The organism is Gordonia tangerina (assembly GCF_021556435.1).
GTDB classification, from domain to species: domain Bacteria; phylum Actinomycetota; class Actinomycetes; order Mycobacteriales; family Mycobacteriaceae; genus Gordonia; species Gordonia tangerina.
The window spans coordinates 105,561-131,474 of the sequence record NZ_JAKGCU010000008.1 but is presented as its reverse complement, the minus strand read 5'-3'; the positions used below and the strand labels follow the sequence as shown (position 1 = coordinate 131,474).

Annotated in this window: 25 protein-coding genes; 2 read left to right on the top strand and 23 right to left on the bottom strand. The window is 68.3% G+C overall.

Features of this window, described 5'->3' with window-relative positions; genetic code table 11:
• Positions 1-57 precede the first annotated feature (57 nt).
• Positions 58-447, top strand: coding sequence for a DUF5319 domain-containing protein (locus L1892_RS11425; RefSeq protein WP_235723705.1), 390 nt, complete (start codon positions 58-60; stop codon positions 445-447).
• A 155-nt stretch (positions 448-602) separates the two neighbouring features.
• On the opposite strand, the gene L1892_RS11420 is transcribed toward L1892_RS11425, so the two are convergent.
• The 3 genes from L1892_RS11420 to L1892_RS11410 form a co-directional block, all read right to left on the bottom strand.
• Positions 603-1,529: an anti-sigma-D factor RsdA gene (locus L1892_RS11420; protein ID WP_235723704.1), complete on the bottom strand. Its 927-nt coding sequence runs from the start codon at positions 1,527-1,529 to the stop codon at positions 603-605.
• The gene (shbA, locus tag L1892_RS11415; RefSeq protein ID WP_235723703.1) at positions 1,513-2,100 is read right to left on the bottom strand and encodes an RNA polymerase sigma factor ShbA; all 588 of its coding nucleotides are present in this window, start codon (positions 2,098-2,100) and stop codon (positions 1,513-1,515) included. The genes L1892_RS11420 and shbA overlap by 17 nt, the downstream gene beginning before the upstream one ends.
• Positions 2,101-2,190: 90 nt before the next feature.
• On the bottom strand, positions 2,191-2,853 hold the full coding sequence (locus L1892_RS11410; protein ID WP_235723702.1) for a hypothetical protein: 663 nt from the start codon (positions 2,851-2,853) through the stop codon (positions 2,191-2,193).
• Positions 2,854-3,432: 579 nt separating this feature from the next.
• Between L1892_RS11410 and L1892_RS11405 the strand changes: the two genes are divergently transcribed.
• Positions 3,433-3,729 carry a WhiB family transcriptional regulator gene (locus L1892_RS11405; RefSeq protein WP_129911804.1) on the top strand — a complete coding sequence of 99 codons (297 nt, stop codon included), beginning with the start codon at positions 3,433-3,435 and terminating at the stop codon, positions 3,727-3,729.
• Positions 3,730-3,845: 116 nt separating this feature from the next.
• Here the strand turns inward: L1892_RS11405 and groL are convergent, their stop codons facing one another.
• From groL to eccCa, 20 genes are all read right to left on the bottom strand, one after another.
• The gene (gene groL / locus L1892_RS11400) at positions 3,846-5,462 is read right to left on the bottom strand and encodes a chaperonin GroEL (RefSeq protein WP_235723701.1); all 1,617 of its coding nucleotides are present in this window, start codon (positions 5,460-5,462) and stop codon (positions 3,846-3,848) included.
• A gap of 99 nt (positions 5,463-5,561) precedes the next feature.
• Positions 5,562-5,861 (bottom strand): co-chaperone GroES, encoded by a 300-nt coding sequence (gene groES / locus L1892_RS11395; protein ID WP_006334733.1) that lies wholly within the window; start codon positions 5,859-5,861, stop codon positions 5,562-5,564.
• Positions 5,862-6,043: 182 nt separating this feature from the next.
• A complete protein-coding gene (gene tsaD / locus L1892_RS11390) occupies positions 6,044-7,096 on the bottom strand; it encodes a tRNA (adenosine(37)-N6)-threonylcarbamoyltransferase complex transferase subunit TsaD (RefSeq protein WP_235723700.1) in 1,053 nt (350 codons plus the stop codon).
• A complete protein-coding gene (gene rimI, locus L1892_RS11385) occupies positions 7,093-7,599 on the bottom strand; it encodes a ribosomal protein S18-alanine N-acetyltransferase (RefSeq protein ID WP_235723699.1) in 507 nt (168 codons plus the stop codon). The genes tsaD and rimI overlap by 4 nt, the downstream gene beginning before the upstream one ends.
• The gene (tsaB, locus tag L1892_RS11380) at positions 7,596-8,318 is read right to left on the bottom strand and encodes a tRNA (adenosine(37)-N6)-threonylcarbamoyltransferase complex dimerization subunit type 1 TsaB (protein ID WP_235723698.1); all 723 of its coding nucleotides are present in this window, start codon (positions 8,316-8,318) and stop codon (positions 7,596-7,598) included. The genes rimI and tsaB overlap by 4 nt, the downstream gene beginning before the upstream one ends.
• Positions 8,297-8,782 (bottom strand): tRNA (adenosine(37)-N6)-threonylcarbamoyltransferase complex ATPase subunit type 1 TsaE, encoded by a 486-nt coding sequence (gene tsaE / locus L1892_RS11375; RefSeq protein WP_235723697.1) that lies wholly within the window; start codon positions 8,780-8,782, stop codon positions 8,297-8,299. Before tsaE ends, tsaB begins: the two co-directional genes overlap by 22 nt.
• Positions 8,755-9,885 (bottom strand): alpha/beta fold hydrolase, encoded by a 1,131-nt coding sequence (locus L1892_RS11370; protein WP_235723696.1) that lies wholly within the window; start codon positions 9,883-9,885, stop codon positions 8,755-8,757. Before L1892_RS11370 ends, tsaE begins: the two co-directional genes overlap by 28 nt.
• On the bottom strand, positions 9,878-11,011 hold the full coding sequence (gene alr / locus L1892_RS11365) for an alanine racemase (RefSeq protein ID WP_235723695.1): 1,134 nt from the start codon (positions 11,009-11,011) through the stop codon (positions 9,878-9,880). The genes L1892_RS11370 and alr overlap by 8 nt, the downstream gene beginning before the upstream one ends.
• Entirely contained in the window at positions 11,008-12,468 is a 1,461-nt protein-coding gene (locus L1892_RS11360) for an NAD(P)H-hydrate dehydratase (protein WP_235723694.1), read from the bottom strand. Before L1892_RS11360 ends, alr begins: the two co-directional genes overlap by 4 nt.
• A 26-nt stretch (positions 12,469-12,494) precedes the next feature.
• The gene (gene glmS, locus L1892_RS11355; protein ID WP_235723693.1) at positions 12,495-14,357 is read right to left on the bottom strand and encodes a glutamine--fructose-6-phosphate transaminase (isomerizing); all 1,863 of its coding nucleotides are present in this window, start codon (positions 14,355-14,357) and stop codon (positions 12,495-12,497) included.
• A 23-nt stretch (positions 14,358-14,380) separates the two neighbouring features.
• Positions 14,381-15,328 (bottom strand): dienelactone hydrolase family protein, encoded by a 948-nt coding sequence (locus L1892_RS11350; protein ID WP_235723692.1) that lies wholly within the window; start codon positions 15,326-15,328, stop codon positions 14,381-14,383.
• A gap of 9 nt (positions 15,329-15,337) precedes the next feature.
• Positions 15,338-15,613 (bottom strand): hypothetical protein, encoded by a 276-nt coding sequence (locus L1892_RS11345; protein ID WP_235723691.1) that lies wholly within the window; start codon positions 15,611-15,613, stop codon positions 15,338-15,340.
• Between the two features lie 22 nt (positions 15,614-15,635).
• Complete coding sequence (locus L1892_RS11340) at positions 15,636-16,706, bottom strand: hypothetical protein (protein ID WP_235723690.1); 1,071 nt, start codon at positions 16,704-16,706, stop codon at positions 15,636-15,638.
• Positions 16,703-17,032: a hypothetical protein gene (locus L1892_RS11335; protein WP_235723689.1), complete on the bottom strand. Its 330-nt coding sequence runs from the start codon at positions 17,030-17,032 to the stop codon at positions 16,703-16,705. The genes L1892_RS11340 and L1892_RS11335 overlap by 4 nt, the downstream gene beginning before the upstream one ends.
• A 157-nt stretch (positions 17,033-17,189) precedes the next feature.
• Positions 17,190-17,888, bottom strand: a complete 699-nt coding sequence (locus L1892_RS11330; RefSeq protein ID WP_235723688.1) for an HAD family hydrolase — start codon at positions 17,886-17,888, stop codon at positions 17,190-17,192.
• Positions 17,885-19,228, bottom strand: coding sequence for a phosphoglucosamine mutase (gene glmM / locus L1892_RS11325; protein ID WP_235723687.1), 1,344 nt, complete (start codon positions 19,226-19,228; stop codon positions 17,885-17,887). The genes L1892_RS11330 and glmM overlap by 4 nt, the downstream gene beginning before the upstream one ends.
• 2 nt (positions 19,229-19,230) lie before the next feature.
• Entirely contained in the window at positions 19,231-19,779 is a 549-nt protein-coding gene (rpsI, locus tag L1892_RS11320) for a 30S ribosomal protein S9 (RefSeq protein ID WP_235723686.1), read from the bottom strand.
• Positions 19,776-20,219 (bottom strand): 50S ribosomal protein L13, encoded by a 444-nt coding sequence (rplM, locus tag L1892_RS11315; RefSeq protein ID WP_235723685.1) that lies wholly within the window; start codon positions 20,217-20,219, stop codon positions 19,776-19,778. The genes rpsI and rplM overlap by 4 nt, the downstream gene beginning before the upstream one ends.
• A 190-nt stretch (positions 20,220-20,409) precedes the next feature.
• Complete coding sequence (locus L1892_RS11310) at positions 20,410-21,717, bottom strand: type VII secretion-associated protein (protein ID WP_308191700.1); 1,308 nt, start codon at positions 21,715-21,717, stop codon at positions 20,410-20,412.
• Between the two features lie 6 nt (positions 21,718-21,723).
• Positions 21,724-25,800 carry a type VII secretion protein EccCa gene (gene eccCa / locus L1892_RS11305; protein ID WP_235723683.1) on the bottom strand — a complete coding sequence of 1,359 codons (4,077 nt, stop codon included), beginning with the start codon at positions 25,798-25,800 and terminating at the stop codon, positions 21,724-21,726.
• Positions 25,801-25,914: the final 114 nt, after the last annotated feature.

The following is a 25,914-nucleotide window of genomic DNA, read 5'->3' as shown; positions in this document are numbered from 1 at the left end:
GATCGACCTGTGGACGCCTTGCTCCACCGGGGTCCGATCATCGGTTACCGTGGTGTTGTGCGTGACCATCTTCCACCCGGACTGCCGCCAGATCCGTTCGCCGACGACCCCAGCGACCCGGCGTCGGCTCTCGACTCGGTGGAACCCGGCGTCCCGCTCGACGAGAACGAGCGCGTCGCCGTCGAGGAGGATCTCGCCGATCTGGCGGTCTACGAAGCGCTGTTGGCCCATCGTGGGGTCCGCGGCCTGGTCGTCGTGTGCGAGGACTGCCACGAGGATCACTATCACGATTGGGACATGCTGCGTGCCAACCTGCTGCAGCTGCTCATCGACGGCACCGTTCGGCCTCACGAACCGGCCGTCGATCCGCGCCCCGAGGCCTACGTCACCTGGGACTACTGCCGCGGCTACGCCGATGCGCGCGGACACATGGACGACGAGCGCTGAGAATTCCCCTCGCGCCACGTTGAGTGGCGTCCGTGCGCTATTTCAGCGTTTCATCGGGTCGCTTCGACATCCATCCTGAGTAGGGCCCTTCGTGACGGGCCTCCGCACGCTCCGGCCCTCCTCAGAGATCAGGGGCAACCGGGCCTCCGCGCCACTCACCACAAGAAGAACGTCGTGGTGGTGGTCGTCGTGGTGGTGACCGGCCGACTGGGCTGTCCGGTCTCATCGCCCGGCGCAGCAGTCGGCGTGGGAGTCGTGGTGGAGGTCGGCGGCTGCTCGGGCTTGGTGGTGTCGGGTTGACCGGTCGGGCTGTCCGGCGCCGACGTCGCCGGCGGATTCCCCGAACTGGGCAGGGTGACGGTCACCGAACCACTGCTCTGACGATCGAGGTCACGCGGCGGTGTGCTCGGGCCGGGCGCACCACCCACACTGCTCGATCCGCCGGGCACGGCAGCAGACGAGGCAGACGATGCGGACTTGGCCGAATCGGTGTCGGCGCGCAGTCGCTGCATCCACTCGTTCATGCGGTTACGGGTGGCATCGTCGCGCACCGGCCCCATCTGCTGCTGCGCCTTGGCGATCAACGCAGCAGCCTGATCGGCGTCGCCGGCTGCCATCGCGGCCTCGGCCTTCTCCAGGTCGGACTGGATGTCCATCGCCGCCTGGGTTTCACTGGCAGCTTCGGCGAAGACCACCTTCTTGACACCCCACAGCGGGTCGCCGGGAGACGATCCCTCTGCCAACACGGTGAGGCCCGCGCAGGCGATGACCACAACCGCAGCCACGCCGGAGGCCACCCGCAGGTGCCGGATGACCCCGCGCCCGCGTTCTGCGCGCTGGGACGCCGCGATCGCGGACTCGACCTCGTCGACGGTGGGCAACTCGGGCAGCGGCGCGGCGACAGCCTCGTGACGCCAGCCCGACAACAGTTCGGCCAGTTCGTATTCGGCCTGATCCCGGGTCGGCACGGGTCGATCGTGAGACAACGACTCGATGAAATGGTCGTCCGCGTGAACCGAGGTCATGTCGATGGGATCGTTCACATCCCATCGCTGATCGGCAGGCTCATGCTCGTCGTTCATCGACCTCACCTGCCTTCCTCAGTTCGGTCCGTAGTTTTGCCAGCGCGCGGTGTTGGGCGACCCGCACCGCGCCGGGCGTACTGTCGATCGCGTCCGCGGTCTCCTCGGCCGACAATCCCACCACCAGCCGCAGCACGAGCACCTCGCGTTGCTTGTCCGGCAGGATCTCCAGCAGCGACCGCATCCTGCGGCTGCCGTCGGAATCCAGCGCCATCTGCTCGGGCCCACCGACGAACGACACGGTCTCGGGGAGCGTCTCGACCGGATCGGACTTGACCCGACCGGCCACTCGCATGGCATCGGCAACCTTGTGCGCGGCAATGCCGTACACAAATGCCATGAACGGCCTGCCCTGGTCTTGGTACCGGGGCAGCGCGGTCATCACTGCCATCAACGCCTCCTGCGCGATATCGTCGGCGGAGAACAGGTGGCGTTCTCCGACTCCAATCCGCCCTCGGCAGTAACGCAGGATCGGATCCTGCACACTTTCGAGAACCGACGTGAGCGCTGTTCGATCGCCCTGCCCTGCGGCGCGGACGGCCTCGTCCAGCTCAACACCCGTCAGTTTCATCGTCAGTTGAGATCCCCGTGTTACATGGTCGTGGTGTTGCTCGTGTGCTGTGTACCCACGTCACCTTAGCGATTGCCACCGAGTACCGAGTCACCCACCGGCGGTCCTCTCATCTGCAAACGGCACTCCTCGACCCACCAGTAACCCCCGAACCCGGGTGAGGTCTCCGGCCACGTCCTCATCGGCGGGATCCAGACCGTGTCGCAGCGCCAACGACGCCCATTCCAACGGCATGAGCCCACCAGCCCGCGCGTCCGCGGTGACCTCGGCCGCACGTTGAGCGGCCATGAGCAGGTCGCCCGCCGCCGCGTGCGCTGCCGCAGCGATCAACTCGGTCTTGACCCGGTGCCGCAGGGGCGTGTCGGCGACCGTGCACAGTTCCCGGGCGTGTTGCGCGTGCTCGAGCGCCGACGCGGAGTCTGCCGAGTAGATCGCGACCTCGGCACTGACCCACTCGATGCGCAGCAGCGGCCGACGGCCGGCCAGCCATGCGGTGTCGGCCACGTCTGCGATGCCACGTGCCCGCGCCAACAGGCGTCGTGCTGCCGCGAGGTGCACCTGCCCCAGATGATCAGCGGCCAGACCGACGAGCGCATCGAGCACTGCGGCGCGATGCGTCTGTGTCTGTGTCCGGTTGCGCGACTCTGGTGCGCCAGACGATCCGACAAGCAGCAACGCGCGACCGTCGAGCGCGGCCGCGTTCCGATGTCGGCCCGCCTGCCGCAGAAGTGAGGCGCGCGTCGACAGTGCCAAGGACTCCAATGCCGGAGCCCCGCATCGCCGGCCGGCACGCTCAACCTCGTCGAGGATCGCGAATGCGCCGGCAGTGTGACCTATACCTCCCTGCTCAACCGCGGCAGACCACAACGCCCGGCCGTGCGCGCATTCCCCCATTTCACACCCTGTTTTTTGCGGTTCCGACGTCGATTCAGAACGAGTGTAACCTGTTCTAGTTTGCATGAATTTAACCTGGTGTCACAAACATTAATTCGCCGCCCAGGTCACACAGAAATGAGCTCTGAGTTTCAATCGTGTTACTCGGCAGTTGTTCCGTCACCTGCTCGTCACGCGACACAGGGCCGCGCCAAGCACCCGCCAACACACCGAAAACAGCAGGTCAGTCGCACCAAAACGACGAATGTGCCGGGTCGGGCCGACCACACCGAATCGGTATGGTAGCCGCCGACGCATAGTCAACGCACAGTTAACATTTCTGGAAATTTCACCATCGTTGACCCCTTATTTGGCGGGATTGACTGCATTTCTGCGGCTTGCTTACTGTGTGTTTGCGCCGATCAATCGAGTGCCACTCGCAGACAAGGAGTCGCTGTCATGCCTCAGCCGAATCACCTCCCTGGCCCGAATGCCGACATCTGGGACTGGCAAATGCAGGGCCTGTGCCGCGGTGTGGACTCGTCGATGTTCTTTCACCCGGACGGCGAACGCGGCCGGGCGCGCGCCCAACGCGAGCGCCGCGCGAAAGAGATGTGCCATCAGTGCCCGGTGATCGCCCAGTGCCGCGAACACGCCCTCGCCGTTGCCGAACCCTACGGCATCTGGGGCGGGCTGTCGGAGTCCGAGCGCAGCATGCTGATGAAGCGCGGTGTGGGCCGCCGCATCGCGAGCTGACGACAGTTCTTCAGACCTCTACGCCGATGGGGGCATCGATCGTGTGATCGATGCCCCCATCGGTGCGTCTCGGGCAGTGCGGTCGGGTTCGTCCGCCGCTGCCCGGTCTCACTTCATCAGTGCGCGTGACCGTGACCGTGCGCGTCGGCCGCGGCCTCTTCCGGCTGATCGGTGATGGCGGTCTCGGTGGTGAGCACCATGCGGGCCACCGAGGCTGCATTGACGACAGCCGACCGAGTCACCTTGACCGGGTCGATGATGCCGTCGGCGAGCAGATCGCCGTACTCCAGTGTCGCGGCGTTGAAGCCGATACCCGAGTCCGAATCGGTCACCCGGGTAGCGACGACCGAGCCGTCGACGCCGGCGTTCGATGCGATCCAGTAGAGCGGGGCCCGCGCTGCGTCGCGGACGACCTTCACGCCCAGGGCCTCCTCGTCGGACAGGTCGGCGGCCAGATCGTCGAGGACCTTCGCGGCCTGCAGGATGGCGGTACCGCCACCGGCAATGATGCCCTCCTCGACGGCTGCCTTCGCCGCGGCGACCGCGTCCTCGACGCGATGCTTACGCTCCTTGAGCGCAGTCTCGGTGGCGGCGCCCACTCGGATCACCGCGACACCGCCGGCGAGCTTCGCCAACCGCTCGGCGAGCTTCTCGCGGTCCCAATCGGAATCGCTGCGCTCGATCTCGCGGCGCAGCTGCTCGGAGCGCTGCGCGATCTCCTCGGATGTACCCGCACCCTCGACCAGCGTCGTGGTGTCCTTGGTCACCACCGCCCGGCGCACGGAGCCCAACAGTTCGACACCCGCGTCGGAGAGGCTGACGCCGATGTCCGAGGAGATGACGGTGCCGCCGGTGACCACGGCCAGATCCTCCAGGAACGCCTTGCGACGATCACCGAAGAACGGCGCCTTGACCGCGACCGCCTTGATGGTCTTGCGGATCGAGTTGACCACCAGGGTCGACAGCGGCTCGCCCTCGACGTCCTCGGCGATGATCAACAGAGACTTGCCGTCGCCGGCGACCTTTTCCAGCAGCGGCAGGAATTCCGGCAGCGAGCTGATCTTGTCGCGGTAGAGCAGCACGAGGGCGTCCTCGAGAACGGCTTCCTGGCTGTCGGCGTCGGTCACGAAGTAGGGCGACAGGTAGCCCTTGTCGAACTGGATACCTTCGGTCACGTCGAGGTCGGTCGACAGACCCGATCCTTCTTCGACGGTGACGACGCCGTCGGCGCCGACGCGCGTCATGGCCTTGGCGACCATCTCGCCGATCTCCTCGTCACGAGAAGACACGGTGGCGACCTGGGCGATGGCCTTCTCCCCATCGACGGGGGTGGACAGCCGGACCAGTTCGGCGCTGACCGCGTCGGCGGCCTTGCCGATGCCGGCTCCCAGCGCGATCGGATTGGCGCCTGCGGCCACGTTGCGCAGGCCTGCGGTCACCATTGCCTGGGCCAGCACCGTCGCGGTGGTGGTGCCGTCACCGGCGACATCGTTGGTCTTGGTGGCAACCGACTTCACCAGCTGGGCACCGAGGTTCTCGAACGGATCCTCGAGGTCCACGTCGCGGGCGATCGTGACACCGTCGTTGGTGACGTTGGGTCCACCGAAGGCCTTGGCCAGCACCACATGCCGACCACGCGGGCCGAGCGTCACCTTGACCGTGTCGGCCAGTTGGTTGATGCCGCGCTCGAGTGCGCGGCGCGCTACATCGTCGAATTCAATCTGTTTGGGCATGGATTTCTTTCTCGATCCGGGGAATCGCGGGAGAAATGGCTCCGCCCCGGCGCCCGACGAGGGCACCGGGGCGGGAGACTCACGAAGTGCTCGTGGGTCTTACTTGCCGATGACGGCCAGCACGTCGCGCGCCGAGAGGATCAGGTACTCCTCGCCGGCGTACTTGATCTCGGTGCCCCCGTACTTGCTGTAGATGACGGTGTCGCCTTCCTTGACGTCGACGGGGACGCGGTTACCCTGCTCGGTGACCCGGCCCTCGCCAACGGCGATGACGGTGCCTTCCTGCGGCTTCTCCTTGGCGGTGTCCGGGATGACCAGACCGGACGCGGTGGTCGTCTCTGCCTCCACGGCCTGCACCAGGATCTTGTCCTCAAGCGGCTTGATGTTCACGCTCGCCACGATGTGGTTCCTCAACTTTCGTACTGAGTTGTTGAACGATGAATCGAATTGCACGTTCATTGGCCCTGGGCCGAAACCCCGCCGTCGCGGGTGTACGAGGCTTCATCACAGTGCCACTAGCACTCTATACACGAGAGTGCCAGCACTCAAGGGCGGAGGCTGCGAAAGTCCGATCTGATCGCTCAGAGCTGACTGACCTGCACCGACATTCCCGGGTCTGTGGCCACGGTCAGTGGCGAGGGCTCTGCCCCACCACCGATCACGTGCGCTCCGAGGGTGGCGATCATGACGCCGTTGTCGGTGCATAGGCGCGGCTTGGGTACTCGCAAGGTGATCCCGGCGGCCGCGCAGCGCTCCTGGGCCAGCGACCGGATGCGCGAGTTGGCGGTGGCACCACCCCCGAGAACGAGGGTGTCGACATCGAGATCGGTGCACGCCCGCACCGCCTTCATCGTCAGCACGTCGGCGACCGCTTCCTGAAACGATGCGGCGACATCGGGAATCGACACCGCGGTGCCCTGCCGCTCACATTTCTCCACGTGGCGGGCGACAGCGGTCTTGAGGCCGCTGAACGAGAAGTCGTAGCGCGCATCACGGGGACCGGTCATCCCGCGGGGGAAGCCGACGGCCTGCGGGTCGCCGTGGGCCGCCGCCCGGTCCAGCGCCGGACCGCCGGGAAACCCGAGGTCGAGCAATCGCGCCACCTTGTCGAACGCCTCCCCCGCCGCGTCGTCGACGGTGGTGCCCAGCTCCGTGATGGGACGTGCCAGGTCGGTGACGTGCAACAGGTGGGTGTGTCCACCCGAGACGAGCAGCGCCACACACTCGGGCATCGGGCCGTGCTCGAGGGTGTCCACCGCCACATGGCCGCCGAGATGATTCATCGCATATAACGGGACGTCCCAGGCCAGCGCGTACGCCTTGGCCGCGGCCACCCCGACCAGCAACGCCCCGGCCAGCCCCGGGCCGATCGTGACCGCGATCGCGTCGGGCCGGTCGACACCAGCCGCCTCCCGGGCGCGCTGCATGGTCGGCACGATGGCCTCCAGATGTGCCCGGGACGCGATCTCGGGTACCACGCCACCGAAGCGCGCATGTTCGTCGACGCTGGATGCCACCTCGTCGGCAAGCAACCTCGCCGTACCGCGTCCACCGTCGCCCATGCCGTCGCGCGTCCACTCGACGATGCCCACGCCGGTCTCGTCGCAGGAACTCTCGATACCCATCACGATCATTGCGCACCCCCGGTCTGCTGCAACGTGACTCCGCTCGCCGGGCGGATCATCGTGTACGCGTCGGCGCCGGACGGCTGATAGTAGTTGCGGCGCACGCCGGACCGGACAAAACCGGTGCCCTCGTACAGGGCGATCGCGGTGTCGTTGTCGGTACGCACCTCCAGGTAGACGGACGCACCGCACTCGTCGGCCACCGCGAGCAGCGCTGCGAGCAACGCGCGCCCGTATCCGCGACCGCGATGGGTCGGCGCCACCGCGATGGTGTGGATCTCACACTCGAGATCCCCCGGCGACCCGAGCGTGGAGATGCCCGCGTAGCCGACGACCGGGCCACCGGGTTGTTCGCGCGCAGCGAAGTACCGGTTGTACGGCGCATTCAGCTCGGCACGGAAAGCAGTCGCCGGCCAGGGAGAGTCGTCGGCGAACATCAGCTTCTCCAACGCCGCGCAACGCGGGATGTCCGGGTGTTCGAGGGCGTCGACGATCAGTTCCGAGGTCGTCACCGGGCCAACTCCTGTCGCTGCGGGTCGGCGGGTCGGCGCCGCTTGGGTTCCACCGCGTCCGGTCGCCGCAGGTACAGGGGCACCAGCGCCGCCGGGGGCATGCTGCCCGACAAGTCGGCGCGTGCCACCGTCACCAGTCCGGCCACCGACGGCACCGACGCCGCGCCGACCGGCCGATCGAACAGCCCCGCGTGGGTCGGTGAACCGACGACGACATCGATCGGCATGTCGGCGAGATCGGCGACGACCTCGCCGGGCGGCGCCACTGCGGGGCCGGCCGTCCGCCTGCCCTGATCGTAAGTAGCCCAATAGATCTCGCGGCGCCGCGCGTCGGTGACCACCAACAGCGACGACGCGGAGGTCTGCGACATCTGCGCTGCGGCGATCGCATCGAGTGAACACACCCCGTGCACCGGCACGCCCAACGCGTCGCCGAATGCCGCCCCGGTGGCCATCCCGACCCGCAGTCCGGTGAACGGCCCCGGACCGCAACCCACCACCACGGCGTCGAGTTGACTGCGGGCCACGCGGGCCTCGTCCAGGGTTTCGCCGACGAGGCTGGTGAGGATCTCGGCATGCCGCCGACCGTCGGTCACCTGCCGTTCGGCGAGCACCTCTTCGGTGGCGTCGGCTCCCCGAAGCGCCGCGACACCGGCGACGACTGCGTCGGTGGAGGTGTCGATCGCGAGTATGTACATCAGTGCTCCACCCATTCCCATGCCGCGCTACGCACCTCGGACTCCGGTTCGCGCCGCAGGCGCACCAGGAGGTGACGCTCGACCAGACGTTCGGCCACCCCCCCGCCCCACTCGACCACGATCACCGAATCCGCGAGATCGGTATCGAGATCAAGGGCGTCGAGTTCGTCGAGGCCGCCGAGCCGGTAGGCGTCGACGTGGATCAGGCCGGGCCGTCCCGGCAGCGCGGCCCGGTGTTCCCGGGCGATGATGAACGTGGGCGATGACACCCGTCCGATCACCCCCAGACCTGCCGCGATGCCCCTGGTCATCGCGGTCTTGCCGGCACCGAGTGGACCGTCCAGGATCACCAGATCGCCTGCCTGCAACTGCGCCGCGAGTTCGCGGCCGAGTGCCTCGGTGTCGTCGACCTCGGGCAGTGTCCGTTCGCCTGCAGTGGCGGGTCGAGTCGATTCGCTCACCGCGCCATCAGCTTTCGCCACCATCGGCGGTGTGGCTGGGGGGCGGCGGCCCGGGCCCGCTCCACCAGGTCGGCGATGGCCTCGGTCACTTCCTCCGGCCGCTCCATCGGCACCATGTGCCCGGCACCATCCACCACGACGAGGCGTGAATCGGGACCGAGCTCGGCGTACATGCGCACCGACCTCGGCAGCGGCGTGAGCCGATCCTGGTTGCCGCACACCACCACCGACGGAACATGCGCCAGAATCGGAAACGCCGTCGTCTCATCGTGGTCCTCCAGAGCGTGCAGGAAGTCCACGAGCGTCTCGATCGGTGTGTTCTGGATCATCTTCTCGACTGCACGACCCGCGTTCGGGCTGTAGAAGTCGGTGCCGAAACTCGCGGCGACCAGGACGGGTTCGAGCGCCTGCCGGGTGATTCCGCGACCGGCGCGGACCAGCGCGGGGACGTGACGCACAGACACGCGGAAGGCGCCGACGAGCGGATTGTGCAAGCCCTCACCGAGTCCCGCCTCGGTGATGCCGCGCGCCGCGGTCGCGATGAGCGCCACCCCGGTGACGCGACCGTCCGGCCCGAATAGTGCCGGGTCACGGCGAGCCAGGCCCATCACAGACATACCGCCCATCGAGTGTCCGACCAGCACGATGGGCCCGCGCGGGGCCACCGATCGGATCACCGCGGCGATGTCGTCGGCGAGCTGGGTGATCGTGCACGTCTCCGACGGCGCCGGATCGCTACGCCCGTGTCCACGGTGATCGAAGAAGACCATGCGGACCGTCCGCTGCGACCACCATGCCTCCAGCGCATAGCGCTGGAAATGCCAACTCGCCATCCGCAGGCTGAAGCCGTGGACGAACACCACGGTGAGGTCGGGTTCGATCGAGGGGTCCTCGCGCCCCGGACCGGTGACGACGGTGCGCACGGCCAGCGATACGCCGTCGTCGGCGGTCACCGTGGTCGCGTCGTCGTCGTAGATCGTGGTGAAGTCCACGCCGGCAAATGGATCGACCCGCGCGGACCCACGTCGTCGTGCCGCGTTGCGGGCCACCCCACCGGCTGCGACCGCACCGATCGCCCCGACGCCGGTGACCCCGGCGAGCCAACCGAATCGCTCGGATCTACTCATCGACATCACCCACGTAGCGGCGTACGGCACGCGACCCGATACCGCTGACGATCTCGTAATCGATGGTGCCGATGGCGTCGGCCCAGTCGCCGGCCGTCGGCCCGCCGGTCCGTCCGGTGCCGAACAGCTCGGCCACGTCGCCCTCGCGCACCCCACCTCCGTCGGGTCCGAGGTCGATCACCAACTGGTCCATGCAGACTCGTCCGATGCCGGGGAAGAGCCGCCCGTTGATCGCGACCTGGAAGCGACCGGACAGCAGGCGGGGCACGCCGTCGGCATATCCGGCGGGTAGCACCGCGATCATCGTGTCGTGTTGCGCCACGAATGTGTGTCCGTAGGAAACACCTTGTCCGGCAGCGAGTTTCTTGACCAGCGCCACTTGAGCCGTCAGCGTCATCGCCGGCACGAGCCCGAAGTCACCGCGTTCGGGGATCGGGCTACGGCCGTAGAGGGCGATGCCCGGACGCACCAGATCGCGCGCGAGGTCCGGACGGGTCAGCGCCGCAGGAGAATTCGCGATATGGGTGACCTCGGGACCGGCGCCGAGCCGGCGCAGGTCGGCGGCTGCGTCGTCGAGTCGTCGTGCCTGCTCGGAATTGAGCGGATGTTCGGGCTCGTCGCCACGCGCGAGATGGCACATGATCGCACGCACCGCGACGGCCCCGCCGGCACGGGCTTTGCCGAGGACCTCACTGAAGTCCGGCCATTCATCGGCCGCCACCCCGCTGCGGTTGAGTCCGGTGTCGACCTTGACCGTGACGGTGGCCGGTTGCGACAGTCGTTCGGCTGCCGCCACCACCGAGTCCAGTTGACGCGTCGAGGACACCGCGATGTCGATGTCGTGCTCGATGGCGGATACGAAATCGGCGTCGGGTGCGTGTAGCCATGCGGTGAGGTGGGCGTCGACACCGGCACGGCGCAGCGCGAGGGCTTCGGTGATGTGGGCCACCCCGAGTTCGGCGGCGCCAGCGGCCAGCGCGGCCTGGGCGACGGGTACCGCCCCGTGTCCATAGGCGTCGGCTTTCACCACTGCCAGCACATCGGCGCCCGCGGCGGTACGCAGGACGTCGACGTTGTGGGCGATCGCGCCGAGATCGATGGTCGCGGTCAGGGCATGAGTGGTCATCGCGACCATTGTCCCAGACCGGCGCGCACATCCCTGATCGCGTCGCGGACCTCGGCCAGGAGGTCGGCGGCGCCGATCGGGGCTCCCCGGGCTGCCCGCGCGGCCGCCCGCGCATGCACCCGGGCAGCCGCGGCGCCCGCCAACTGCGGCGACAGGCCCGCCGCGAGCAACCCGCCGGCGATGCCGGTGAGCACGTCGCCGGCGCCGGCCGTCGCCGCCCACGACGATCCGGCGTCGTTGCCCAGGACCGTGCCGGTGGGATCGGCCACCAGCGTGATTCGGCCCTTGAGCAACACGGTCACCCGCCAGTCCCGGGCGAGGCCACGAACCGCACCGAGTCGGTCGGAACCGACGTCGGCGCCGGTCAGCCGGGCGAACTCACCGGCGTGTGGGGTCAACAGGGTCGGCGCGGCACGGTCGGCCACCAGTTCGGGGTGAGCGGCGAGGAGGGTGAGGCCGTCGGCGTCGACGAGGACCGGTAGATCGGTGGCCAGGATCTCACCCAACAGCGCCAGCGCGTCGTCGTCGGTACCCATCCCGGGCCCGACCGCCCACGCCTGCACGCGTCCGGCGTCGGCATAGCGCGCCACGGCGACCACCTCGGGGTGGTGGGAGACCACGTCCGCAGCGGCCGAACCGACGAATCGGGTCATCCCTGAGGTCGCGGTCACCGCGGCGCCGGAGGCGAGGATCGCCGCCCCCGGGTAGCGGGCCGACCCCGCGATCACCCCGACCACACCCTGGCTGTACTTGTCGTCGGACGGGCCGGGTACCGGCCACATCCGACCGACCTCGGCATCGGTCAGCTCCCACAGCGTGTCCACCTCGTCGGCACCCGAGGTGTCGATCCCGATGTCGACGAGTCGCACCCGACCGCACTGTGGGCCGGCCAGCAGATGCGCGAGACGCCGCACGCCGAACGTCACGGTGATGTCGGCGCGCACGGCCGGGTCGTGTACCTGTCCGGTGTCTGCGTCGACGCCGGACGGCACGTCGACAGCGACGACGATGGGTCCGCCCTGGTCGGCAGGCACCAGCGCGGCAAACACGGCAGCGGCCGCCGGACGCAGCGGACCCCGACCTCCGATGCCGACGACCCCGTCGAGCACCACGTCGAGTCCGGCGGGCAACTCGGCCACGACGCGACCGCCCGAGGCCCGGAATGCGGTGAGCCCCGCCGGGTGCGCCCGCTGCGGCGCGAGGAGCACCGCAACACACCGCACGCCGCGGCGGGCGAGCGCCGCGGCGGCATACAACGCGTCCCCGCCGTTGTCGCCGGCGCCCACGACGAGGCCGACATGACGGCCGTAGCAGCCGCCGGTGCGGCGCAACTCCTCGATCACCGTGGCTGCAACGCCCCCGGATGCGCGGCGCATCAAGGTTCCGTTCGCCAGCAGATCACCGGCCGCGTGTTCGGCGGTGCGGACGGCGTCGGCGGTGAGGTGGCGGATCGGCATCGGTGCTGCTCCTCCTCCGGGCCCGATTACTCGACGGTGACCGACTTGGCCAGGTTGCGAGGTTTGTCGACGTCATAGCCGCGGGCCTGTGCGACGGTGGCCGCGAACACCTGAAGCGGCACCGTGGACACCAGCGGCTGCAACAGGGTCGGCGTCTTGGGGATTGGGATGAAGTGGTCGGCGACCACTGCGGCTGCGGTGTCGTCCTGCTCGGCGATCACGATGGTGCGTGCACCACGCGCCTGGATCTCGCGGATGTTACTGACCATCTTGGAATGCAGTACCGCCCGACCGTCGGCCGAGGGCATCACGATGATCACCGGCAGCCCGTCCTCGATCAGCGCGATCGGTCCGTGCTTGAGTTCACCCGCCGCGAAACCCTCGGCGTGCATGTAGGCGAGTTCCTTGAGTTTGAGCGCTCCTTCGAGTGCCACCGGATATCCCACATGGCGGCCGATGAACAGGACCGTGTTGTGGTCGGCCAGCGAGCGGGCGAGCTGCTGGACCGGTTCCATCGTCTTGAGGACCTCGGTCACCGCACCGGACATCGCCTCCATCGCGGCGAACTCGCGCGAGACCTCGTCGGCGTATTTCGTGCCGCGCGCCTGCGCCAACGCGAGACCCACCAGGTAGGCGGCCACGATCTGCGCGAGGAAGCACTTGGTGGAGGCCACCCCGATCTCCGGGCCGGCATGGGTGTAGAGCACCGCGTCGGATTCCCGCGGGATCTGCGCCCCGTTGGTGTTGCAGATCGCCAGCACCCGGGCCTTCTGGTCCTTGGCGTGCCGGACGGCCTCGAGGGTGTCGGCGGTCTCGCCGGACTGGGAGATGGCGACCACCAGCGTCGATCGGTCCAGCACCGGGTCGCGGTAGCGGAATTCGCTGGCCAGTTCCACCTCGACCGGCAGTCGCGTCCAGTGCTCGATGGCGTACTTCGCGAGCAGTCCGGCGTGATATGCGGTGCCACACGCCACCACGAAGACCTTGTCCACGTCGCGCAGGTCGTCGTCGGTGAGACGTTGCTCGTCGAGCACGATGCGGCCACCGTCGAGATGACCGAGGAGGGTGTCGGCCAGCGCGGCCGGCTGCTCGGCGATCTCCTTGAGCATGAAGAAGTCGTAGCCGCTCTTCTCCGCCGCGGCGAGATCCCAGTCGATGTGGAACGGCTTCCCGGCCCGCGGGTCGCCGTCGAAATCGGTGATTCGGTAGTCGTCGGCGGTGATCACCACGACCTCGTCCTGACCGAGTTCCACCGCATCGCGGGTGTGCTCGATGAACGCCGTGACGTCGGAGCTGACGAACATCTCCCCCTCGCCGACACCGACCACCAGTGGGGTGGAACGGCGGGCGGCGACGATGGTGTCCGGATGGTCGGAGTGGGTGAAGACGAGCGTGAAGGCGCCTTCGAGGCGCCGCAACGCGGCGTAGGCGCTCGACACGAAGTCGCCGGCGGTAGGGCCGTCGGCGTAGAAGCTCTCGACGAGGTGCACGGCGGTCTCGGTGTCGGTCTCCGACGCGAACTCGATGCCGTCGGCCTCGAGTTCGTCACGAAGGGTGGCGTAATTCTCGATGATGCCGTTGTGCACCACCGCGAGCCGCCCGTCGGTACTCACATGCGGGTGGGCATTGCGATCGGTGGGCTTTCCGTGCGTCGCCCATCGGGTGTGCCCCATCCCGGTGGTGCCACTGAGCTTCTCCGGCCCCACGGTGGCGATCTGCTTGTCCAGGTTCTCCAGGCGACCGGCCTTCTTCTCGACCGCCGTGCCGCCCTTTCCGTCGAGGATGGCCACCCCGGCCGAGTCGTATCCGCGATACTCCATCCGCCGCAGCGCCTCGACCACGATGCCGAGCGCATCCCGCTGGCCGACGTATCCGACGATTCCACACATAGTCAGTCAGCGTACCTGTGAATTCAACGCTTCTTGAGCCGCCGCTTCCGTGGTTTGGCGCCGAGGAGGTGGGACACCGCGTCGACTGCCTGCACGGGCGGATCCGTGAGGTCGACAGCACTCAACTTGCCCACCGCACCGTCGGCGTCGGCGAATCCGCCGAACCCCTTCTCCCCGGCCACGCTGTGCAGGAGAAATCCGGTGCCAGCGGCGCGAATCATGGCGTGGAGCGCTCGGTCGGATCCGTTCATACCGACGAAGGACTTGATCGTGCGGCGCTCGAGCAGGTCGCGAGGCGCACCCCGAGGCACGGTGCGCAAGACCACATCTGCGCCGTAGGCCTGCGCCAGCGGAAGTGCGTTCGCATCCATCGTGTCGAGCTCGCCCGCACCGGCGATGATCAGGCCCGGCGCACGGACAAGAGCCGCCGCGGGCAGCAGCGCCGACGTGGTCGGCGCCGGGAACGCCGCGACCACACCGCCCAACTCCGGCGCCCGGTGTCCGCGCAACGCCTGATCCGATGCGGCCAGCACCGCGGCCGACGCTCCGAAACCGTGCCCCACCAGGCCCAGACGATCGGGGTCGACGGTCACCGCACCGTGCCCGAGTGGCACATGCGAGACGATGTCGAGTGCGGCCCGCAGATCAGCGGCCAGACCGATGTCGGAGGCGAAGAATCCGCTGTTGGCGTCGGGGGCGACCGTCACGAAACCCCAGGAAGCGAAGTGGTAGAGCAGGTCTCGATAGCGCTGGCTGTCGGCCATCCAGGTGTGTCCGACCGCGATCGCCGGCAATCGGCGCCCGCTGTCGGGCGAGAACACCTGCCCGCGCATACCCACGATCCCGAGATCACCGCGCAGCACACGGTAGGGGCCGCGACGCCCCAACTCCGACATCAGCTTGCCCGGCGAGCCCGATGGCAGCGGACGACGCGGTGCTGAACTGGACGGTCCTGGTTTGGTTGCCGGCACACCGACAGCCTATTCGCCCGAGACCGATTCGTCGGGGACCGGGGTGTGCGGACTCGCGGCGGCCTGGTCGGCGGGCAGCAGTATCCGGGGTATGGCCGTCTCGGCGACCTCGGACTCCCGATGCAGCTCGCCGCGCAACCGCTCGTCGGCTGTCGCGGTCGCCGCGCGGTGCTCGGCGCATGCCGCGACGAGCCGACGTTGCGTGGCAGAGAATTCGTTGGAGGCGGCGACCACGCGAGCGGTGGCCCGCCGTGCGATCGCCTCGATCTGATCGGCCAAATTCATCGCGCCTGCCCAGCGTCGGCCATCACTGCTCACCGGCCAGCGCGAGTTCGCCACCGGATGAGGGATGCGCCGGTGACGAACTCGACGGCGGAGAGGCAGGGGGCGGGGACTCGAGTGCCGGAGATGGCGGAGCCGGGGACTCTGCAGGTGCGAAATCTGCGGGCGGGGACTCGAGTGCCGGGGCGCCGGTGGCCACGGGCGACGGGTGCGAGGCGGCTTCCTCTGTCGTCGCCGACGGGACCTGATGAGGCTGCTCGGTATCGTCCTCGAGCGTCGGCGTAGTCGACGACCGCAACCGCAGCGGCACGTCGGTATCGCGGTCGGGGGTATCGCGGTCGGGGGTATCGCGGTCGGGGGTATCGCCCTCGGTCGACGCGGCAGTGTCTGTACCGGTGGGAGCGTTCGGTACTGACGCACGCGCGACAGAAACCGCACCGCTCGGCTGGTCCGTGTCACCCGGATAGGCGTCTGCCGCCAGGTCCTCGGTCGCGCGATCGAGGTGCTCTACGATCTCGTCGATCCCGGTGATCGTCGCCTCCGCTGTGGTGAAGTACAGGCCGACACGCGAGACGATGTCGTCGACGACCAGGCCGACGCGCAGGCGTCCGCTCGCCAGCGCCCCGGGCACCTCGCCGATCGGGACACCGGCGGCCAGCGGCACCGACAACCGCGCGACGGTGAGGTACCAGGTCCGCAACAATTGGTCGATTCCCGCCGCCGCAGCGGCAGTCGCCTCGGCCAGCGTCCGCAACACATGGAGGTCGGCCTCAGCTCGGCGTTGATGCTCGATCACCGCGATCACCGCACGCGAGCCGGTCTCGCCGGTCCACCCGCGGTCCAGGCGGACCTGCTGCTCGGGAAGTCGATGCAGCCGCTCGGCGACCGACCGATGTGCCGCCGACAGCCGCCTGCCCTCCGCCGCCATCAGGGCCGGGTCCACCCCACCGACCTGCCGGAACGGCCGCTGTATCGCCTCGGTTCCGGCCACTGCGGCACCTAGGCCGGCCGCCAACTCGAGCAGTTCACCGAGGTGCTCGAGTCCGCCGACGGCGTGGTCCCGCAGGGCGGGCAGGGAATCGGGCGATCGCGTCATCGGCGGCCTCTGCGCGCGATCGGATCGGCGATCTCGGTCGCGCCAATCTCGGTGTCGGTCGCTACCAACGCCGTCATCGCCTCGTGCAGCGCCTCGGCCAGGCGGTCGGCCGCGCGGGCCTGCGCACCGAGCCGCTCGGAGATGAGGCGACCCATCTCGCGGTAGCGCTCCCCGAGTTCGTGATACTCCTCGCCCACCGCCCAGTTGCCCAGATCATGACCGGCCAGATCTGTCGCGGCGGCATCGACCACGTCGGCCGCGGATCGATAGAACGCGATCACGCCGCTGATCTCGTCGACATCGACCGATGTCGGCACATCGACCATCCCGACCCCCTCGCCTCGTGTTCTCTCAGACCTTAGTGGCCCTGTCCGCAAATTCGTCGGGGGTCTTCGGCGTTCGATGAATACCCCGGACGAATTTACGAACAGCACCACTTAGACGCGCGACGACCCGATCAGGTTCCGTGGGGACACCGAGAAATCAGCGCGACAGGTCCACGCCGCGGGCTCGCACTGCGTCGATCAGAGCGGTCGACCGTTGCGCCGGTGGCACGTCGTGCACCAGAGCGAAGTCGCATCCGATGGCGCGTGCTCCCCCGTCGGCGTGCTCACTGTCGCCGACCATCAGTGCAGCCGCCGGCTCGATCCCCAGCGGGTCGAGCGCAGCGTGGAAGATCTCCGGGTTCGGCTTGATCGCGCCGACCTCGTATGACAGCGCATACTGCTCGACCAGGTCCTCGATGCCGTGCAGCGCGAGCACCTCACGCAGGTCGAAGGCGATGTTGCTCACCACGCCGACCCGGATGCCGGCCGCACGCACACCTTTGAGCACGGCGCAGGTGTCGTCGAAGATCCGCCACGAGTGCGGATCGAGTACTCGCGCATACAGCTGTTCAGCGTGATCGGCCACGCTGAGACCGGATGCGCGCAGCATCGACAGGTAGGCCTTGCGGTGTTGGGCCGGATCGAGATCACGCTGTTCCCAGGCGATCCGGTCCTCATCGGCCAACGCGGCGGGAATCCCCACCGGCTGCGTCATCCGGCGGATCAGTTCCGCCTGGGTGTCCAGATGCAGCGCGTTGCCGTCGGCGTCGTGCAGCTCCGCGAACCATTCGTCGCGCGCCTCGAAGCGGAAGAGCGTGCCGGAGAAGTCGAACAGCACCGCCTGTGGGCGGGTCATGTGCCCGCAGCCTCCACCACCGCGGCGATGCGCCGGGCCACGGTCTGCGCCGCGTCCGCCGTCGGTGCCTCGACCATCACCCGCACCAACTGCTCGGTGCCGGACGGGCGCAGCAGCACCCGGCCGTCCCCACCGAGCTCGGTCTCGGCGTCGACCACCGACTGTCGGACCTTCTCCGACCGTGCCACCATGTGTTTGTCGGCGACCCGTACATTGATCAGCTCTTGGGGCAGCACGGTCATGATCGCGGCGAGTTCGTCGAGGCGACGCCCCGTCGCCGCGATCTGCTCCATCAGCAGCAGGCCTGTGAGGACTCCGTCGCCGGTGGTTCCAGAAGCGGGGATGACGATGTGACCGGACTGCTCGCCGCCCAGCGAATACCCGCCGCGACGCAGCTCTTCGAGCACATACCGATCACCGACAGCGGTGGTGCGCAAGGTGATACCCGCATCGCGCATGGCGATGTGCAGACCCAGATTGCTCATCACCGTTGCGACGAGCACGTTGTCATGCAGCCGATCCCGGTCGCGCAGAGCGGTCGCAAGGACCGCCATGATCGCATCGCCGTCGACGATCTGGCCGGATGCGTCCACCGCGAGACAGCGATCGGCGTCGCCGTCGTGGGCCAAACCGAGGTCGGCGCCGTGCTCGAGAACCGCTGCCTGCAGCTTGCCCATGTGGGTGGAACCGCAGCCGTCGTTGATGTTGAGACCGTCGGGTTCGGCGTGGATCGCAATGACCCGGGCGCCGGCGGCGGCGTACGCACTCGGCGCGATATCCGAGGCCGCACCGTGCGCACAGTCGACGACCACGGTGAGGCCGTCGAGACGCTGGTCGATGGCGGCGGTCAGATGACGCAGGTACCGGTCACCGGCGTCGGCGGCGTCGATGATCCGGCCGACGGCCGCGCCGATCGGGCGGGCGAACTCGTCATCGGCCATCGCCGCCTCGATCCGGTCTTCGACCGCATCGGCGAGTTTGTGACCGCCACCCGAGAAGAATTTGATGCCGTTGTCGGGCATCGGATTGTGCGATGCGGAGATCATCACACCGAAGTCGGCGCCGTAGTCGGCGGTGAGGAACGCGACAGCCGGCGTCGGCACGACACCGACGCGGATCGCGTCCACTCCGGTGGCAGCGAGGCCCGCACAGACAGCGGCCTCCAGCATCTCACCGGATGCACGGGGATCACGACCGACGACCGCCCGCGGCCGGACGTCGGTGGTGGACTGGTGTTCGAAAACGACCGCGGCGGCCGAGGCCAGGCGCAACGCGAGCTCTGGGGTGAGCTCGTCGTTGGCCAGGCCCCGGACGCCGTCGGTACCGAAAAGGCGTGCCACTCTCAGCGCTTGGAGTACTGCGACGCCTTGCGGGCCTTCTTGAGGCCGTACTTCTTGCGCTCCACGGCGCGCGGGTCACGGGTGAGGAAGCCGGCCTTCTTCAGTGCCGGACGATCCTCGGGGGTGACCTCGATCAGCGCGCGGGCGATGCCCAGACGCAGCGCACCGGCCTGGCCCGAGGGGCCACCACCGACGAGCTTGGCGAAGATGTCGAACGACTCGGTGCGCTCGACGGTGACCAGCGGAGCCTTGATGAGCTGCTGGTGCACCTTGTTGGGGAAGTAGTTCTCGAGGGTCCGGCCGTTCAGGTTGAACTCGCCGGTGCCCGGCACGAGACGCACCCGCACCACGGCTTCCTTGCGGCGGCCGACGGTCTGGATGGGGCGATCGAGGACGACCGTCTCACGCACGTCGTCGCTCACAGCGACGGCGACATCGGTGTCGTAGTCGTCGGCGGCCTGCTCCACTGCCTCGACGCCGGTGTCGGCAGCAGCGGCCTGCACCTCGTCGTCGATCTCGACGGCCGGTTCGTTGATGTTCTCGTTGCTCACTGGGCTACCTGCTTGATCTCGAAGGACACGGGGCGCTGTGCCTCGTGGGGATGGTTCGGTCCGGCGTACACCTTCAGCTTTCCGGCCATCGCGCGACCCAGCTTGGTGGAGGGCAGCATGCCCTTGATCGCCTTCTCGACCACGCGCTCGGGGTGGGTCTCCAGGAGCTCGGCAGTCGTCTGGACCTTGAGCCCACCCGGATGCCCGGAGTGGCGGTAGTTCAGCTTGCGGTCGGCCTTGTTGCTGGTCAGCACGACCTTCTCGGCGTTGATGATGATGACGTAGTCACCACCATCGACATGGGGCGCATAGGTCGCCTTGTGCTTGCCGCGGAGCAGGTTCGCGCTCTGCACGGCGAGGCGGCCGAGCACCACGTCGGTGGCGTCGATGACATGCCACGCACGCGTGATGTCACCGGCCTTCGGGGTGTAGGTAGGCACAGTTGTCCTCAACTCTGTCGATGTGGGTGCTGGTCGGGCACGATGGCAGAGGTTGCTCCCGGCGACCAGTGGGGACCCGGGCCTCGACTATCCACATCCCTCACGGGGACCCAGATGCCATGCACCAGCGATCCAGGTTACGCGACCGCGCAGGTCAGGGTCAAAACGCTCCACCGCCCCAGGTGGTGGGCTACGTCGAGGGCTCGATTCTGATCGTCGAGACCGCCCGGGAACACTCGGCATCGACCGATTCACCGGCACTGCCGTCCTGACAGCCGACCGAGACCTGCAGACCGTCGGCGACCTGGACGTACCAGCGGATGGTGCTGCCCGACGCCGGCGTTTCCCGATAGCTGATCACATCGCGACCCATGAAACGTGTCGACGGCGAGAACTCGGTCACCACATCGTCACCGCGCTGCCGGATACGATTTCCCAGGCTGCGGGCCACCGAGTCCAGCGTCGAATCCGAGCGGACCTCGCTCTGCACCACCAGCAGGCGCCGGCCGGTGTCCGGGTCGGCGAACACCGTGCGTGTGGTCTGCACGCCGGCCTGTCCGTCGGAGGACTCCAGGTCGCTGCGCCGCCAGTCGGCCGGCACGACGATCGTGGTCCGCCCCAGGGCCACCGTGTTCTCCGCGGGATCGTCGGGGCCCACCTGCACCACCCCGACCGCGACCGCAACGATCGCGATCACCAGCGCGACGACACCCGAGGCCCACACCGCACGTCGTGAGGCTCGATCAGCGCCACCGGCGACCGGCTCCGGGGCGATCGGCCCGGCGGTGCCGTATCGACCGGTTTCGGACTGCGGACGACCGGTCCGCCACCCGTATCGGCCGATGAGGGCACGATCGACGTCGACCACGCGGCCGGCCAGGGCGTGCGTGCCGACGACCTCACGTGCGCGATCCCGCTCAGCCGGGTCGGCTCCATCGACGAAGACCGCCTCGACCGAGTCGTCGACGATCGACTCGGTCCGCTGCGCTATGTCATCGGCGTCGGGGGTGAGCACATCGGTGGCCTCGACCGACCAGCCGTTGACGGTCCGCCGCATCCGCGCGACATCCCAGTTCACGACGACCGATCGGGCGGGATCGTGCGGTGGCGCCGGCACGTGCATGGTCTCTACCACCGCGCAGCGCTGCATCGCGCCGTCGCAGTGGCTGCGGGCGATCAGGACCGCACGCGCAACAAGTTCGACGGGCGCCGGCATCGGAGGCAGCGAGCGCGCCAACGCGGCGGTCCGCAGGCTGCCCCACGTGCTCGGATGTCCGACGACCATCGGCACCGGACCGTCCGGGCCGCGATCGGGTAGCCCCAGCTGCGCCCAGACGTCCCGCCATGCCTGCTCGGCGAAGATCCGCGATCCGCCGATCACCACCGTTGCGGAGTCGACCGCCTCGAGCAGCTCACCGACGTCGGCGCGACGACCGTCGGACAGCCGGAGATCGCCGTAGGCGAGATCGACCACGGTCGGGCGCGCAGCGGCGGTCACCAACCATCACTCCTGGGGTTCGACGTAGCCGACCTGGATCATCTCCTGGGGACGCGTCCGGGAGACGAGTTCGCCGCGGCCCGGGATGAGTTGTTGCATCCGCACCCGACCGGTGATGTAGCCCTCGTCCCGGTCGCCACTCATGAGCAGCATGTCGCAAGACAGGTCCTTCAGCCGACCGATGAGCGGATCGAACATCGCCCGTCCCACTCCGCCCGAGCGACGCGCGAGGATGATGTGGAATCCGATGTCGCGCGCGTGCGCGGCGAGTTCGACGATCGGGAACAGCGGATTGCCCGACGCCGTGGCCACCATGTCGTAGTCGTCGACGACGAGGTAGACATCGGCCCCCGTGTAGTAGGAGCGGTCCCGCAACTGTTGCGGCGTCACATCCTCCGGTGGGAGCCGGGCGGTCAGTATCTCCGCCAACTGCGTCATCATCGGACCGGCCTTGTTGGCCGAGCTCGCGTAGCCACCGAGGTGGTCACTGTCGATGATGCCGAGCATGGTGCGGCGGTAGTCGACGAAGACGATCTTGACCTCGTCGGGCGTCGAGTTGCGCACCAGACCGCCGACGATGTTGCGCAACAGGGTCGTCTTGCCGTGCTCCACATCGGAGAACACCATGAAGTGCGGCTGGGTGGTGAAGTCCAGCACCACAGGCGCGAGCTCCAGTTCACCGACACCCACCGCGACCTGGTTGGCCACCAATTCGAGACCCGCGTCGGCCACGAGCGAGTCGACGTCGCGTTGGGCGATCTGCGCGCCGAGCTTGCGCACGGCCATCGCCTCCCGGCCGCGGTAGGCGGCGGCCAGCTTGTCGACCGCATCCTGCACACCCGCCGGCAGCGTCTCGGCGACGCTGACCCCGTCGAGTCGGGGCAGGGCGATCAGCATGTGCAGCTCGTCGGGGGTCAAGCCGCGGCCGGGTCGATTGTGCGGCACCAGCGCAGCCGCACGCCGACCCATCTCCGAATCCATCGCGTCGCCGAGTTTCAATTCGATCCGGCTGCCCATCAGGTCCTTGACGGCGGGGCGGACCTCGGCCCAGCGGGTCGCGGTCACGATGACGTGCACGCCGTAGGACAGCCCCTGCGACACGATCGTGGTGACCTGCTCCTCGAGGAAGTCGAGTTCGTTGCGCAGCACACCGATACCGTCGATGACCAGGAACACGTCACCGTGGCGGTCGACGGCGAGCGGATCGTCGGCGCCACGCCCGGCGAACCAGTCCGCGCGACGCGCCCGGTAGTCACGCATCGACTCGATACCCATCCGGGAGAACAGCAGCTCCCGGTTGCGGACGATCGCGGCGACCTCGGCGACCGTGCGGCGCACCGCATCCATGTCCCCCCGCGAGGCGACCGAGCCGACGTGCGGCAGCCCCGCGATCGTCGACAGGCTGCCGCCACCGAAGTCCAGGCAGTAGAACTGCACCTGTTCGGGGGTGTGGGTGGCGGCGGCGGACATGATGATCGTGCGCACCGCGGTCGACTTACCCGACTGCGGTCCACCCACGACCGCGACGTTGCCCGCGGCTCCGGTGAGATCGAGTACCTGCATGTCGCGGCGCTGATCGTACGGACGGTCGACGTGACCCACCGCGAGCCGCAGGTTGCCGGCTCCCCCGGGCGTCGACCAATCCCGACGTCCGACGAGATGATCGACCGTCGGCGATTCGTCGAGCGGCTTGAGCCAGACCTCGTGTGCCGGCGGGCCGTGTCCGGTCATCCGGGCGACCAGCGTATCGAGCAACGTGGGCACGGAGGCGGCCGCCGGATCGTCGTAGGACGGGGTGTCGGGTTCTGCCGGCGGCTCTTCGTCCAGCAGTGCCTGCGCCTGATCCAGCACCGAGGCACTGGTGGCACCGTCGTCGAGCGGCACCGGCAGCGCGGTGAAGACCTTCATGCGCCCCCGCGGGCCGTTGTACACCGGCCCGTCGTCGATGACACCGTCGGCGGCGAGCGGCGGGTGATAGGGGCCCGACACGTAAGAGGTGTTGAAACGCACCGGCTCGGCCGAATCACACTTGAGATAGCCCGATCCCGGCACACTGGGCAGGTGATACGCGTCTGGCACACCCAACACGGAGCGGGATTCGTTGGCGGAGAAGGTTTTCAGACCAATGCGGTACGAGAGGTGACTGTCCAGGCCGCGGAGCTTGCCCTCCTCGAGGCGCTGGGAGGCGAGCAGCAGATGGATGTGCAACGAACGACCCAGCCGTCCGATCGCGACGAAGAGTTCGGCGAAATCGGGCTTCTGGGCCAGTAGTTCGGAGAACTCGTCGACGACGATGAACAGGGCGGGTAACGGTTCGAGCCGAACCCCTGACGCGCGGGCCCGCTCGTACTCGCTGACGTTGGCGAAATTGCCCGCCGACCGCAGCAGTTCCTGGCGGCGGTTCATCTCACCCGACAGCGCATCCTTCATGCGGTCGACCATCGACAGTTCCTGCTCGAGGTTGGTGATGATCGCCGCGACGTGCGGCGCCGACTCGAGCCCCAGGAATGTGGCGCCGCCTTTGAAGTCGACGAGGACGAAGTTCAACTCCGACGGTGAATGCGTGGCGAGCATCGCGAGCACCAGCGTGCGCAGGAACTCGGATTTACCGGAACCGGTGGCACCGATACACAATCCGTGCGGACCCATGCCACCGTGTGCGCTCTCCTTGATGTCGAGATCGACCGGTACCCCATCGGGCGTGATCCCGATCGGCACCCGCAGACGGTCGCGGCCGGTACGACCTCGCCAGCCGACCGCCGGATCGAACCGCGTGGCGTCGTGGATGCCGAGCAGCGCGGGCAATCCGGGATCGCTGGAGGTGGCCTCGCTCTCCAGGTTGGCCAACGCCGCCGCGGTGGCCAACCGGTACCGCGCCATCCGGCGCGCCAACGTCTCCGCCTCCGGAATGCTCAGCGAGTCCATGTCGGCGATCTCCTCGACGCCGGCCGCACTGCGCGCGGACACCTTTGCGTTGCGGACCACCAGCTGCAGCCCGCGCCGGGCGGCCAGCCCGTCCGGTGGTGCGGTCAGGTCGAGGACGGTGACCCCCTCCATGCCGGCATCGTTGATCAACCGCTCATCGCCGGCGACATGACCGTCGTCGAGCACCACCACCAGGTGTGCGCGGCCGGGGGTCGGCGGGGCAGAACGGCTGAAGCGTCCTCGCTCGAGTAGATCGGTGGCCATGGAGTTCTCGAAATCCGCCAGCGTCGGATAGATCATCCGCATGGCGCCCACCCCGTCGCGCAGCGTCGGATGTCCCACGTGTGGAAGCCATTTGGCCCAGTCCCACGCCTCGCCGGCCGGATCGCCGGTGATGATCGCGACATGCAGGTGGTCAGGTCCGTGGAACGCGCACAACTCGACGATCATCGCGCGCACCAGATCTCGGGTCTCCTGCCGCGCGCCCTCGATGTTGACTGCCGGGAATCCGCGCAACGACACCGTCGTCGGCAGACGATGCACCGACGAGTACGTCCGGGAGAAGCGCCGCAGTGCCACCATCGACACCGGTTCGATGTCCTCGAGAGGGCCCGTCTCCGGCGGCATCAGCCGGGTCGCGAGTCGCTGCGTGCCCAGACCGATCCGGGCGCGGGCGAAATCGCTGTCGGTGGGGCGTCGTTCCCACATCCGCCGCGTCCCGATCACATCGAGCAACGATGTCGGGTCCGGGTGACTCCAGGTCGCCGCAGCCCGCTGGGCGGCCACCGTCTCGAGTACCTGTTGCCGGGTCTGGCCCAGATAGCGGAAGTAGTCCTTGCGCTCTTCGTTCAATTCCGCTGCACGCTTGCCGCCACCGCGCCCGCCGGCAGCGAACATGCCGAACATCGACATCAGCATCATCAGCGGAAACATCATGAACAGCGGGTTGGACAGGATGTTGCGTCCGCCGGTGACGAACATCAGCGCGATCATCCCGACGACGGCGACCACCATCACCACCGGCAGCAGTTTGAGCAGCATGTTGCCCGGCACCACCCTCGGCACATCCGGCGGCGGCTGCAGGTTGAGTTCGCCGCCCGGCATCCGTGGCGGCGTGATCCGCGGACGGCGGACGAACCCCTCCGTAGTCGTCACCACGCGATCTCCCCCCGACCCCGATCCGGCTGCCCGAGTTCGTGCACTCGGGCGCCACTGGTACACAATTGACGCGGTTCGCATGGTAATCGCGAACCGGGCGGGGAGGATCCACCA